Here is a 12843-nt window from a genome sequence, read left to right as displayed (position 1 = left end):
TTGCGATGGGGATACGGCAGACCGGCACCGCTCCCGGTCCGCCGGGAAGCAGCATGCCGGCGGGCAGAGCCGGTCATAACGTCTTCCCGAGCGCCCAGACGGGCGACGTTGCCCCGCCGAGGTTCACCTGGACGAAGCACTCGTCGAGAGGGAGCGCCTCCGGAACGTCAAAGACGATGTACCCCGCCTTCATTCCGTACCGGTCCAGCGTCGCCGCAGCGTATGGCTCGCCAAGCGACGTCCCGGACGCCAGTTTTATCGGCGCGTAGGTCGTCCCGCGATACTGGAGCGTGAAATCCCGGGGGTCCGGGGTCCGTATCTTATACGTCCTGCTCTCCCCTTTATGGCCCAGGTTGGTAACCTTCACCTTGACGAGCAGGAACATCCTCCCGGGCTCCGCGAGAACCGCCTCGCCGCGTTCATTGAAGAGGTAGTACACGCCAATGCCGCTCGCCGACTCAAGCATCAGGGAGATGTCGTTTGCGCGGCTCCGGTCTTCATAGACGTACCGCTGCAGGAGCACCAGTTCTTCCCCGGACCCGGACGCGTCGCGCGGGCGGGGCAGGGAGAGGCTGGTCGCCGCGATCTCCGCCGGCGCCTTCAGCACCGGGCGCTGCAGGTATCCAGACGCTTCGCGGAGATGGTCCGACCCCTGCCGGTTCGCTTCGAGGGCCGCATCCACCGTCGTCCTGTTGAGGAGGGTGTTTCCCTGGAGCGCCGCGCCGGCGGCCTCGTACGACTCGAGGGCACGGGTGAACGAGGTCTGCAGGGCTTTTCGATCGTCCGAGACCTGCAGGGCCGCCGAGTCCTTGAGGAGGCGGGCAGCGAGCGCCCGGAGCGCTGCAGCACTCTCCTTTGCCGGCAACTCGTCCCAGGCGTAGAGGGCGTAGGCGTTCTGCACGGAGAGCAGCATGAGCGATATACTGTTCTCTTCGACCAGCATGGCCAGTTCATCGTCGTCGTAGTCCGGGACGGGCTCCGGGATCTCCTCAACGGGCAGGGGCGTCCCGTTCCCGACCGGGACGCCCGGTTCGTCTGCCGTCTCCGGCACCTGACCGGGGGTGGGGTCCAGGAGATGGCCGCTCTGGAGCCGCTCCTCAACCCCGGCGAGGAGGCAGGAGATGTTCCGGGCGGCGGCAGGCTGCGGGGGTCCGGGATCGGTGATGCCCGCTCCGGCGGTGTCCGGCGCTGCCAGGGACGGGCTGGACAGGATACTCGTGAAGACGACGAGGGCCAGTATCGTCACAACGGCGTTCTGGAGGTCCATAACGATCATAGTTCTCGCCTCCCGGGGCAAAAACCTTCCCGGGGCAGACGGAACGAATCATTATCCCCCGGCGGCGCCGACATTTGCAGCGTGACCGATCGCGCAACCGCCTGGGACGAGGACTACCAGAGGCGGGGGAACCTCTGGGGCGGAGCCCCGGCGGCGCTCCCGGACCTCCCCGCCGGCGCCGCCGTCCTGGAACTCGGTTGCGGGAACGGCAAGACCCTCTCCGCGCTCGTCCGGCGCTCCTCCCTCGCGGCCGCAATCGACATCTCCCCCCATGCCGTCGCCCTCGCCCGGCGGCGCCCGGAGACGGCGGCGGCCTGCTTTGCCGTTGCCGATGCCCGGCGCCTCCCGTTTCGCGGGGAAACGTTCGACGCGGTCTTCCTGGTCCACATCGCCGGCCACCTGCCCGGGCCGGGCCGGAGAGCCGTGGCGGCCGAGGTCCGCCGGGTTCTTGTGCCCGGCGGAGCGGCCTTCTTCCGGGGTTTCTCCGTCGAGGATATGCGTGCCGGGAAGGGGGTGGAGACGGAGCACCAGACCTTCCAGAGGGGCGACGGCATCATCACCCACTACTTCACCGAAGACGAGGTGAGAGACCTCTTTGCGCCGCTTGCCCCCGCCCTGGTCCGGACGCACCGCTGGCAGATGCGGGTCAGGGGGAGGGATCTCCCCCGCGCAGAGGTTGAAGCGGTGTTTGAGAAGGGAGGATAAGGGAGGGCGGGGCACCGCGCGCTCCGGTCGGCCCGGGCCGACCCCCGGCATCCCCGCCTTCCGGCCCCGAAGGCACCGGAACCGGAGCGGACATACCTTTTTTACGCTTCCATACCGAATATTAGTACCAGGATACGCGGACCCGGGGAGTGGACGCCGGCCGAAACGGCTCGTCTCCGGGTTTTTTTATGCAGCAAGGTCAACCTTTTTTGACGCCCGGACAAACTAACAGGAGAGGAAGAGAGGCCATGTGTATTGCAATGCCCGCTGAGGTGCTGGAGATAAAAGAAGGCAACATCGGCGTCGTCGATTTCGGCGACCTGCAGCAGGAGGTCAGGCTCGACCTCGTGGACGTGAGCGTCGGCGAGTTCGTGCTCGTCCACGTCGGGTTTGCCATCCAGCGCCTTAGCCGAGAGGAGGGGCTCGAGACCCGAGAGGTCTTCAGGCAGGTCTACGCCGCGATGATGGAGGAGTAATGCACGAGTACAGCATCGCCTACGACATCTACACGACCGCCCGCCGGGCAGCGATCGAGAACTGCGCAAAAGAGGTCAAATGCGTCTGTGTGGATGTCGGCAGGATGGCGATGGTGAACCCCGAACAGGTGGAGTTCCTCTTCAACGTCATCATCGAGGACGACCCGCTCTTCTCCGGCGCCCGGTTCTCGTGCCGGGACGTCGAGGTGCGCACCCGCTGCTCCTGCGGCTACGAAGGGAGCGAGCGGTTCGTCTGCCCCCGGTGCGGAAAACTCCCGGAGGTCGTTACCGGTATGGAGATCGTCGTTACCAACATCGAGATAGAAGTGGACGGAGAATGAAAGTCAACCTCATGCACGGCGCCGGCGGCGAGGTGATGGGTGAGCTCCTGCGGGTCATCACCAACCTCAGGCATAACAATGCCGGCGGAATAGGGCTCGAATCGCTCGACGACGGGGCGGTCATCCCCATAAACGGCCAGAACATCGTCTTCACGACCGACAACCACGTCGTATCGCCGATCTTCTTCCCCGGCGGAGATATCGGGCGCATTGCCGTCTGCGGGACGATCAACGATCTCGCGATGATGGGAGGAAGGCCGGTCGCGCTCTCCTGCGGCATGGTCATCCCCGAAGGGTTTGAGGTCGCGGACCTCGAGCGGATCGTCGCCTCGATGGATGCCGCCCTCGACGAATGCGGGGCAAACCTTGTCACGGGAGATACCAAGGTGCTCGAACGGGGCGCGCTTGACACCATCATCATCAACACCGCCGGCATCGGCATCGCCGACCGCGTGGTGCGGGATAACGGCCTCTCACCGGGCGATGCGATCATCGTCAGCGGCACCATCGGCGACCACGGCATCGCCATCATGGCCCACCGCGAGGGGTTCGACTTTGGCGGCCAGATCCACTCCGACGTCGCCCCTCTCTGGACACTCGTCGAGCGGGCGCTCGCGGCTGGGGAGATCCACGCCATGAAAGACCCGACCCGGGGCGGGTTTGCAAACGCCATCAACGAGATGGCGAGAAAGAGCGGTGTGGGCGTCGTCATCGAGGAGGAGGCCCTTCCCTTCCGGAGAAATGTCCTCTCCGCCGCCGGCATGCTCGGCATCGACCCCCTTGAGGTGGCAAACGAGGGAAAGGTCGTCATGGGGGTCGCGCCCGGCGACGCAGAGGCCGTCCTCGCGGCGCTCAGGTCGCATCCCTACGGGCGGGACGCGGCGATCGTCGGCGAGGTCGTTAGCGGGTCCCACGTGACCATGCGGACCGCCATCGGCGGAGAACGGTTCATAGAACCGCCCGTCGGCGACCCGGTCCCGCGCGTCTGCTGATGGAGGACCGTACCTCTTTTCTGCTTCCCCGCAAATCCCTTCCAGGTACGTGCTGGCGGCGTGAGCGGCCTTAAGGAGAGATGTGGTATACGATGACGGAGCGGGCAGCGATTGAGGTGCGCCTGGTGGATGTCTGGGACGTGGACATGATCGCCGACCTCTACCGGGCGGGCGGCTGGTGGAACGAGGAATGGAACCCTGCGGGACTGCGCGCCCTCATCGCGGGGAGTTTCGCCTTTGCCGTCGCCGTCGACCCGGCGGCTGAGAGAGCGGTCGGCATGGGCAGGGTGATCTCGGACGGGGTCTCGGACGCCTACATCCAGGACCTGATCGTCCTCCCCGGGTACCGGGGAAGGGGCATCGGAACGATGATCTTATCAGCGCTGCTGGGTCACTGTAGATCTGCAGGTGTCACGTGGGTCGCCCTTGTCGCCGAACCCGGAACCGAACCATTCTATACCGCGCTCGGGTTCCGGAGGTTGGAAGGGCACACACCCATGCGGTGGTACCCGGAAGAGAGGTGAGTATGCTTCGATTTGCTGATTTCAAACCCGTGAGCCTGGACGACCGTGACCTCTTTTCAGGGCATTACCGGCAGTATCCACAGGTGCATAGCGATAACACGTTCGCAAACATGGTCTGCTGGAACCATTATGCAGACTACCGCTTTGCCGAAGCGGACGGCGCAATCGTCCTTGCAAGCACCATCAACGGTGTAACGTCGTTTCGCCCCCCGATCGGCCCTAAAAACCCGGCCCTGGTCGGAGACGTCATCGATCTCGCGGTGAGGGAAGGCGGCAGGTCTCCCCTGCTGATCCTGGACCCGGCGAATGAAGCCTGGATCCGGGAGCTCTACCCGGACCTGCCCCTGCACCCGGACCGCGACTTCTTCGATTACATCTACCAGACCGGAGACCTCGCCGACCTTGCCGGGAAGGGCTACGCCACCATCCGGCGCCAGATCAACCACTTCAGGAGGGAGCATGCGTATTCGGTCGAAGCCATCACAAAAGAGAACATCGACGAGGTCTGGGAGTTCCTGGTCGTCTGGTGCGAGTGGCGGGACTGCGACTCCGTGCCTATCCTTGCCTACGAAAAAGAGGCCATCCTCTTTGCCGTCAACAACTTCTTCAAGATCGGGCTTGAGGGATGGATCATCAGGATCGGCGGGACCATCGGGGCAATATCGGTTGTCGGCGAGGTCAACGCGGATATGGCGGTCGTCCATTTCGAGAAGGCGCTCCCCGAGACCTACCGGGACATCTACAAGGTGATCATGGCCGAGACGGCGGCAGGACTCCGGGAGCGCTACCGCTACATCAACCGGGAGTGCGACATGGGCGTGCCGGGGCTGCGCGAATCAAAGACACGTTGCCACCCCGCCTACATGGTCGAGGTGCACTACGCGACCCGGGGCGACCTCGAGGCACGCTGCCGATGACCGCCGACCTGGTGCTCCGGAACGTAACGCTCCCGACGGGGCGTTGCGCCGACATCGTCGTCGCCGGCGGATTGGTGCGGCACGTCGGGAGAGCGGTGCGTGCCGAGGAGACGATCGACTGCAGCAGGCTGACCTGCCTCCCGGGAGCGGTCGATATGCACGTCCACATGCGGGGAGGGGTGCAGGCAGGGAAAGAGGACTGGCGGACAGGCACACTGAGCGCGGTCGCCGGCGGGGTGACGGTGGTGGTCGACCAGCCCAACACCGTCCCATCACCACCCCGACCTCCTCCGCGCACGTGTCCGTGAGGCAAAGGAGCAGGCCGTCTGCGGGTTTGCCGTCAACGCGGGCGTCACTCCGGGCGCAGACCTCCAGGGGATGCACGACGCCGGCGCGATGGCGTTCGGCGAGACCTTCGCCGCCCCGTCGAGTTACGGCGACGGGCTCGGCCCTGAGACGCTCAGGGGACTGTTTACCCGTATTCACGCCCTTGGAGGGCTCGCCACGGTCCACGCCGAGGAGGTCGCAGGTCCGGCGCCGGCGACGCTCGCGGATCACGACCGCGCGCGCTCCGGCGCCGGGGAGGCGCGCGCCTTCAGGACGGTCTGTGCCCTCGCCCCCGGAGGCATGCGGCTCCACTTCTGCCACGCGAGCACCGCCGCCTCGGTCGAGGCCGCACGGGGCACGGTGGAGGTGACGCCGCACCACCTCTTCCTCTCACGCGGGATGTTCCAGGAGGGTGACACCCGGGCCCGGGTGAACCCCCCGCTCAGGGATGAAGAGACCCGGCGCGCCCTCTGGTCCCGGTGGGACAGGATCGACGTCGTCGCCTCGGATCACGCCCCGCATACGCTCAGCGAGAAGGGACTGCCGTTCGAGGACGCCCCTTCCGGCATCCCCGGCGTCGAGACGATGGTGCCGCTTCTCGTGGCGGCGGTGCGGAGGGGCGAGATAACCCTCGCCTCGGTGATCGAGAAGACATCGTGGCGGCCCGCCGCCATCCTCGGCATACCCCGCGCCGGGTTCCTCCCCGGCGACCGGGCGGACTATGCCCTCTACCCGGATGCGGTCACCCGCATCGACGCCGGACACCTCCACGCAAAGTGCGGCTGGTCGCCGTTCGAGGGACTCGAAGCCGTCTTCCCGGAAGAGGTTGTCGTCCGGGGCAGGCGTGTCTACGCCTGCGGGGAGCTTCGGGAGGCGCACCCGGCATGGTACCCCGGGCGAGGATATTTATCCTCATACGTAAAATAATATAGAGCCGATAAAGCGCATCTTATAGGTCCCCGGGTGATCACCGGCAAAAGCCCGATATGATCCGCGGGACAACCCAGGTGCGCGACAGGCACGCCCGGCATATAGGGTACGATCAGGTGAGGACCGGCACAAGCCGCCTGTGATCAGTGATCGTTAGTGCCGGGCGACACTATCACTGATATCACGAGGCTCTTTTATGGAACAGTATGCCGATGCCGTCGTCGAAACCGCACGTGGCGTGGTCATAACGCTCGATGTCACGGCAGGCGCAAAGCGGTCCCTGTTTCCGGCGGGCTACAATGCGTGGCGCAAGAGTATCCGCTGCCAGGTCACGGCTCCTGCCGTCGGCGGAAAGGCGAACCGTGCCATCATCGACCTCGTCGCCGGGACGCTCGGCGTACCCCGCGCCGACGTTGCCATCGTCGCCGGGCACACGTCCTCCTCAAAGACCGTGGCGGTCTCTGGGCAATCGAGATCCGGTGTTGTCGCGTGCCTCAACGCCGCCGGTGCATGACCGGGTGCGACGGGTGTATCGCCGGGGTAGAGCGTCTATTATAATAGTCTATATATAATCAGCGGTAAATTAAAATGAGGCCCATATAGAGCCCTATTTTGGGTTTCCCATTTTAAAAAAACCTTACGTTCAAGCCCCCATCTGATTTAAGTAATTGCACCTTCGATATATAATTGACCCCTATGCCCGCGCACATGACGACCCGCATGGCATACGGCGATCAGACTTACACAGAAGGAGGCAGGACTCCATGTATTCACCAGAAACTACAAAGTACCTCATCCATCTTACTCTGCAGACCGAGGGGGTGGTCGATAAGCCCGACGTGGTGGGCGCTATATTCGGCCAGACCGAGGGTCTGCTCGGCGAAGACCTTGATTTACGCGATTTGCAGAGGACCGGCCGCGTCGGCAGGATCGATGTCCAGATAACCACGAAGAGAGGCGAGACGAAAGGCGAGATCCTCATCTCGTCGTCGCTCGACCGGGCAGAGACGGCGCTCCTTGCCTCGTCGCTTGAGACGATCGACCGGGTCGGGCCATGCACAGCCCGCGTGAAGGTCGACCGCATCGAGGATATCCGGGTGACCAAGCGGCGCAGGATCGTCGAGCGCGCAAAAGAACTCCTTCTCGAGGACTTCGACGAAGGCACCATCAACAGCGACGACCTGCTCGACGAGGTCAGGGAAGTCATCAGGATCGAGAAACTCGAGTACCTCGGCGAGGAGAGGGTGCACGCGGGCCCGAACGTCATGGCCTCCGATGCCATCATCCTCGTCGAAGGGCGGGCCGACGTCATCAACCTCCTGCGCTACGGCATCAAGAACGCGGTTGCGGTCGAGGGGACCAACGTCCCGCGCGTCATCATCGACCTCTGCTCGCAGAAGACCGCAACAACCCTGCTCGACGGGGACCGGGGCGGGGAACTGATCCTCCGTGAGCTCCTCCAGGTCGCCGAGATCGATTTCGTGGCATACAGCCCGCGGGGGAAGAGCGTCGAGGAGATGAGCCGCAAGGAGATCGTCAAGGCGCTCCGGAACAAAGTGCCCGTGGAGGTGGTCACCGACCACATCGCCGACGAAGGGGCGGCGGAGCGGGTGCCTGCACCTCCTGGCCCCACCGAAGCGCGACCTTCCGCCGGTGCGGGGGAGGCCGGCGGCGGCGAGCGGCCGGGGGTGCAGCAGAGAGACGGGAAGGAGGGGAGCCGGAAACCCCCGTCGACCCTCGGCGAGCACATGGCCGACGTCCGGGACAGGAGGATCGCACGGTTCCTTTCCCCTGACTATACCGTCCTCATGGAGTCGAACGCCGCCGACGTCGAGGGGGCGCTCCAGACACTCGACGGCGATGTTGAGGGGCTCGTCGTCGATCGCGTCATCGACCAGAAACTCCTCGACCAGATTGGGGGAAGAGACCTCGAGTTTGTGGCTGCCCGCGACTTTAAAGGTATTATAAAGCGCCCCCTCTCCATCAGGCTTATAAAGATAGGGTGAAGATCATCCGGGGTGCAAATTTATATATGTTTATATTCACTATTTTTATCTCCGGGAGAGAATATGCACAAGGAAGAGTTAATAGCCTTACATGGGATTCTTACGGAGATTAAAGATTATTTTGAGTTGACGAACCCGGAATTGAAGTTTTCGCAGTATTATGCACTGAAGATAGATCCTTCTCAGGTGCACAAGAGCAAAATGGAACATAAATATGCAATATTCGTGCTCGGAACGGAACTTGCGAACGCCATGAAGGATGTGGAGTTCTCATCGTCGGGGAGGATCTCCGCCCGGATGAAGGAACTTGCCGAGAAGACCTTAAAAGAGATCGAATATCTCCAGTGAAGACTCCCCTATCCGCGCATCGTCCGCGGACAGGGTATCCTGCCGGGGCAGGAGGCCCCGGCGCTCCTCTCCTCAGGCCCGCATCTCGCGCCTGCGCTCGATGAGGTACGCGGCCAGCAGTTTCGGGATCGGTGCCGCCATGCAGTGCCAGTTCGGCGTCCCGTTCACCTCAAGAACCGTGTAGCCCTCCCTGTCACGGAGGAGATCGACGCCGCAGTAGTCGATCCCGACCGCCGATGCCGAAGCCTCGGCTATGGCCCGCATCTCCTCATCGATCGGGACCGCCGTGCCGATCCCGCCCTGGTGGATGTTGTGCATCAGGCCCTCGGATACCCGGGTTATGGCGCCGACGGCCTCCCCGCCGAGGACGAAGACGCGGAAGTCCCGGTCGTTTGGCACGTACTCCTGCAGGTACCAGGGCCCCGGGCCGAGGTCGTCCGGCTTCTCCACCAGCCGGATGCCGTTGCCGTCAAACCCATAAAGCGGCTTATAGACGACCTTCCCGTGCCGCAGGAGGAACTCCCGCGCCTGCGTCTCTGAGCGCATGTATGCCGTCTCCGGTGTCCGGATACCGTTCCTGAGGAGGAGCGCGGACGTCATCACTTTCGATGCACAGGTGACGATGCTCTCAGGTGTGTTGATCACCTGGTTATGGAGCGAGAGTACGCTCAGGGTCTCGAACTGATGCCCGTCCTGCCGGATCCCGCAGACCCATACGAGTTCGTTCTCAAGCCCGGAGTTGAGAGGGTCGATTACGCCGAGATCGAGGACCCTGCACCGGGCATCGGCTCTCTCCAGCTCCCGTATAACAGCGCCGGTCGAGTTATCGTCCGGCGTATCAGTCGGTTTTGGTACGATATGGATCATAGGCTTCACATCCCGCTCACGGGACTCGCGGTTCACTCCCGGGGTTTTCAGTACCCTTTTGTACCTCGCCGGATATAATCAATGGGGATGGAGATGATGCAGAAGAACCGGATCGGCATCATCGGGTGCGGAAACCCTCTCATGGGAAACGACGGGGCGGGAATCCTGGTGATGCAGCGCTTCGAGGGGAGGTACCCGGGTGTCGACGCAATCGACGGCGGTACCGGGGGTTTTGGCCTCATTCCCCTGATGGAAGGGTACGAGAAGGTCGTGATCGTCGATGCGATGACGGGCATCGGCAGCCATATCGGCGATGTCGTCGTCTTTGAGACGCCGCCCTCTCCGGACCTTCCCGCATGCGCACTCCATGATGTCGGAATCGGCGACGCGGTGACGATGGCCCACGAGCTCGGGTACGTCACGGAGGTTGTGACCATCGGGATCGAGGTGGGCGATATCCGGGCGTTCAGTCAGGATATAGACCCGGCGGTCGAAGGAGGAGTCCGGGTTGCCGAAAAAGAGGTCCTCAGGGTCCTGCAGGAGTGGGCCGGCGAATCTGACGGCGCTTTCACCTGTGGGGATGAAGAGAGCGGATCCAGGAGCCCCTCTTCAGGGCGGGGTAACTCACAGGTGCGGCGATGAAGTGTACGAGCGCGAGAACATCAGGCTCGTTTCCAAAGGTATAAATAGCAAGATTTATCTCATACAACAGTATTGAAGATGTCCGTATGCAGCTGCCACGAGGCCGATTCCATCGCCTTCTCAAGTCCACAACATCCCGTGCCCTGATAGAGGAGATGGCGTCCGCACGGTTTACCGGGATCTGTACAATCGTCCTTGGCGGAGAGAGCGCCGTTCTGGTGCTGAATGAAGGTCTGGTGGTGCTTGCCGAATATGGGGGCATGAAAGGGCAACACGCACTGGACGCGGTATTGAAGGGCGAAGAGAGCGAAGCGGCGGCAGAACTGAACCTCCTGACGCCTGAGCAGCTACAACTCGCCCGGGAGTTCAACAGGCCGTTTACGACCGCCAGCGCCGATACCGGTAAAGAGAAAAGGCCTTCACCGGCGAAGGCCGCTCTGGGAGGGGCGAAACCGCCCGCCGGACCGATAGGCTCCACTGCGGCACCGGCGCCGAAGCGCCGCCCGGAACCGGCAGGAGAGGGGCAAAAGATCCCTATGCCGGGCGCAAAACCCGTGCAGGAGGCGGCTGCAACACCTCCATCCGGGAGTGACGATATCGAGATGCTCATCCGGAACATGGAGGAGATGGACATTGAGCAACTCGTCAGCAGTTTCAGGGTAAACTGCAAGGACATGCTCAGAAAGATTCATCTCGACCACCTCATCCAGGACGGAGATACTTAAACAGGCAGGAGCTGATAACAGAATGGATTCGACAGACACCATACAGATCTTCCTCGTCATCATAACGGTGGCGACGATAGCCGGCTTTGCCGGCGTTCTGTACTTTCTTTCGAGGATCTCCCGGGCCCTCGCCGGACAGAGACCAGAAGGCGCTACCGGAACTCAGGAGGGACCGGCGAGCAATGCACGGCCGGCCGCCGTCGAGCCCGCAGGACCGCCCGGCGATATCGACCCCCGGGGGGTGCGGAGCCTGGAAGAGTACCTGGGCGCAATCGGCAGGAAGTACAGCCTTGCATCCTTCACGCTGGCAACCGCGGACGGCCTCCTGATCGGCTCGACGAGGCCCGGCAGCGAAGACGAGGCAGCCCGGTACAGTCACCTCTACGCCCAGGGAAGACTGCAGGATGAGACCGGAGCAGAACTCCTTGGTATTCCCTACCGCGGGGAGACGGTCGTCGGCATCGTCCGCCCTTCGGAGCACCTCTCTGCTGAACTGATGAACGCACTTAAACAGGATACCCGGGATGCCCTGCAGCGCTGGGTGTAAGGCCGGCGTGCCCGGGAGATACGATAACGAGTGATTCCATGGTGAAAGTATACACGATTGCATCCGGCAAAGGTGGTACCGGCAAAACGACGGTTACAGCAAACCTGGGGCCGATGCTGGCCCGGTACGGGAAGAAGACATGCATCCTCGATGCCGATGTCGGGATGGCGAATCTCGGACTCATACTCGGGCTTGAGAACCTGCCGGTGACCCTGCACGAGGTGCTGGCAGGCAAAGCCCGCGTCCGCGAAGCCATATATGACGGGCCGTTCGGCGTGAAGGTGGTGCCGTGTGGACTCTCCCTGCAGGGGTTCCAGCAGTCGAAACCGGACCGGCTAAAAGACGTCATGGCCGACCTCGTGAGCGAGTTCGATATCCTGATCCTGGATGCTCCTGCAGGGATAAGCCGGGACGGCGTCATCCCGCTGACGATCGCCGACGGGGTGATCCTCGTCGTGAACCCCGAGATCTCCTCGATCGTCGACTCCTTAAAGACGAAGATCCTGACCGAGACGGTCGGCGGGCATGTCGAAGGCGCGATCATCAACAGGGTTGCCGGCAGCGGGGACGAGTTCAACCGCGCACAGATGGAGAAACTCCTCGGAGTCCGGGTGCTCGGGGTCGTACCCGAAGACCCCAACGTCCGGCGTGCGTCGGCCGGCAGGTCGCCGATCGTGGTGAAGTATCCGGACTCCGACGCGTCCCGGGCCTTTAAGCGCATCTCCGCCGATGTAGCCGGTATCGAGTACGTCGAGGAGGAGGCGCCGGCACAGCGGGAAGGGTTCGTCGACCGGCTTGCCCGCGCCCTCTTCCGGTCAAAGGCGTGATGCAGGAGCCGTCTGAACGCGAAAGATCGCGCATCGCTCCTCCGCGCTCAACGCGAGCGGCCGGATTACCGCTCGCTACAGGTTAGCTCTCGCGAAGAGGAGCGGGGATATCAGATGGAGCGGTCTAATACTGGACCGTTTCACCCTATTTTGATGGCGCGAGGGGCGGATCGCCGTCGCTCGCGAGAAATTATGGTGCACGTGAAATAGCCTGCTACGCCTCACGCTGCACGGATGAAAACGGCCTGCTCTCCGGGCAATGCCCGGATAGTGGACCATGGCGGCTATCGCGCCGGGAGAATGGGGGCTGGAGGGGGACCGCGCCCCCCGCTCCCCCAGAGAAAGCCATGCCCGGGCGTGATGGAGTTGGCAGCCGGGAGTTTCCCGCCGCCC

At 63.2% G+C, this 12843-nt stretch carries 17 protein-coding genes; 15 read left to right on the top strand and 2 right to left on the bottom strand.

Translation table 11 applies throughout. The annotated features are described in order from the left end of the window. Positions 1 to 73: 73 nt before the first annotated feature. The gene (locus QZ408_RS00485; protein WP_292488752.1) at positions 74 to 1276 is read right to left on the bottom strand and encodes a hypothetical protein; all 1203 of its coding nucleotides are present in this window, start codon (positions 1274 to 1276) and stop codon (positions 74 to 76) included. 81 nt (positions 1277 to 1357) lie between these two features. Here QZ408_RS00485 and QZ408_RS00480 point away from each other — a divergent pair, with 81 nt between their 5' ends. The 11 genes from QZ408_RS00480 (at position 1358) to QZ408_RS00430 (ending at position 8842) form a co-directional block, all read left to right on the top strand. Further along, entirely contained in the window at positions 1358 to 1981 is a 624-nt protein-coding gene (locus QZ408_RS00480; RefSeq protein ID WP_292488750.1) for a class I SAM-dependent methyltransferase, read from the top strand. Between the two features lie 248 nt (positions 1982 to 2229). After that, positions 2230 to 2457, top strand: a complete 228-nt coding sequence (gene hypC, locus QZ408_RS00475; protein ID WP_292488748.1) for a HypC/HybG/HupF family hydrogenase formation chaperone — start codon at positions 2230 to 2232, stop codon at positions 2455 to 2457. Beyond that, a complete protein-coding gene (locus tag QZ408_RS00470; RefSeq protein ID WP_292488747.1) occupies positions 2457 to 2798 on the top strand; it encodes a hydrogenase maturation nickel metallochaperone HypA in 342 nt (113 codons plus the stop codon). The genes hypC and QZ408_RS00470 overlap by 1 nt, the downstream gene beginning before the upstream one ends. After that, entirely contained in the window at positions 2795 to 3790 is a 996-nt protein-coding gene (gene hypE, locus QZ408_RS00465; protein WP_292488745.1) for a hydrogenase expression/formation protein HypE, read from the top strand. The genes QZ408_RS00470 and hypE overlap by 4 nt, the downstream gene beginning before the upstream one ends. Before the next feature lie 92 nt (positions 3791 to 3882). Further along, positions 3883 to 4314: a GNAT family N-acetyltransferase gene (locus QZ408_RS00460; protein ID WP_292489224.1), complete on the top strand. Its 432-nt coding sequence runs from the start codon at positions 3883 to 3885 to the stop codon at positions 4312 to 4314. A gap of 2 nt (positions 4315 to 4316) precedes the next feature. Then, positions 4317 to 5231, top strand: coding sequence for a phosphatidylglycerol lysyltransferase domain-containing protein (locus QZ408_RS00455; protein WP_292488743.1), 915 nt, complete (start codon positions 4317 to 4319; stop codon positions 5229 to 5231). Further along, positions 5228 to 5539: a hypothetical protein gene (locus tag QZ408_RS00450; RefSeq protein WP_292488742.1), complete on the top strand. Its 312-nt coding sequence runs from the start codon at positions 5228 to 5230 to the stop codon at positions 5537 to 5539. The genes QZ408_RS00455 and QZ408_RS00450 overlap by 4 nt, the downstream gene beginning before the upstream one ends. A 70-nt stretch (positions 5540 to 5609) precedes the next feature. After that, positions 5610 to 6485, top strand: a complete 876-nt coding sequence (locus tag QZ408_RS00445) for a hypothetical protein (protein ID WP_292488740.1) — start codon at positions 5610 to 5612, stop codon at positions 6483 to 6485. Positions 6486 to 6684: 199 nt separating this feature from the next. Beyond that, positions 6685 to 7002 (top strand): DUF167 domain-containing protein, encoded by a 318-nt coding sequence (locus tag QZ408_RS00440; RefSeq protein WP_292488738.1) that lies wholly within the window; start codon positions 6685 to 6687, stop codon positions 7000 to 7002. A gap of 250 nt (positions 7003 to 7252) precedes the next feature. Beyond that, a complete protein-coding gene (gene dnaG, locus QZ408_RS00435; protein WP_292488736.1) occupies positions 7253 to 8494 on the top strand; it encodes a DNA primase DnaG in 1242 nt (413 codons plus the stop codon). A 63-nt stretch (positions 8495 to 8557) separates the two neighbouring features. Further along, on the top strand, positions 8558 to 8842 hold the full coding sequence (locus QZ408_RS00430) for a UPF0058 family protein (protein WP_292488735.1): 285 nt from the start codon (positions 8558 to 8560) through the stop codon (positions 8840 to 8842). 72 nt (positions 8843 to 8914) lie between these two features. On the opposite strand, the gene QZ408_RS00425 is transcribed toward QZ408_RS00430, so the two are convergent. After that, a complete protein-coding gene (locus QZ408_RS00425) occupies positions 8915 to 9709 on the bottom strand; it encodes a RimK family alpha-L-glutamate ligase (protein ID WP_292488733.1) in 795 nt (264 codons plus the stop codon). An 87-nt stretch (positions 9710 to 9796) separates the two neighbouring features. Here QZ408_RS00425 and QZ408_RS00420 point away from each other — a divergent pair, with 87 nt between their 5' ends. The 4 genes from QZ408_RS00420 to minD all read left to right on the top strand — a co-directional run bounded on the left by QZ408_RS00420 (position 9797) and on the right by minD (position 12450). Further along, positions 9797 to 10351: a hydrogenase maturation protease gene (locus tag QZ408_RS00420; RefSeq protein WP_292488732.1), complete on the top strand. Its 555-nt coding sequence runs from the start codon at positions 9797 to 9799 to the stop codon at positions 10349 to 10351. Between the two features lie 86 nt (positions 10352 to 10437). Next, complete coding sequence (locus QZ408_RS00415; protein WP_292488730.1) at positions 10438 to 11076, top strand: hypothetical protein; 639 nt, start codon at positions 10438 to 10440, stop codon at positions 11074 to 11076. A gap of 22 nt (positions 11077 to 11098) precedes the next feature. After that, on the top strand, positions 11099 to 11623 hold the full coding sequence (locus QZ408_RS00410) for a hypothetical protein (RefSeq protein ID WP_292488728.1): 525 nt from the start codon (positions 11099 to 11101) through the stop codon (positions 11621 to 11623). Between the two features lie 38 nt (positions 11624 to 11661). Continuing rightward, a complete protein-coding gene (gene minD / locus QZ408_RS00405) occupies positions 11662 to 12450 on the top strand; it encodes a cell division ATPase MinD (RefSeq protein ID WP_292488727.1) in 789 nt (262 codons plus the stop codon). Positions 12451 to 12843: the final 393 nt, after the last annotated feature.

The organism is Methanoculleus sp. 10 (assembly GCF_913757945.1).
In the GTDB taxonomy this organism is placed as follows: Archaea; Halobacteriota; Methanomicrobia; order Methanomicrobiales; family Methanoculleaceae; genus Methanoculleus.
Note: the sequence above shows the minus strand (reverse complement) of the source record. Positions and strands in the feature narration are given on the sequence as shown.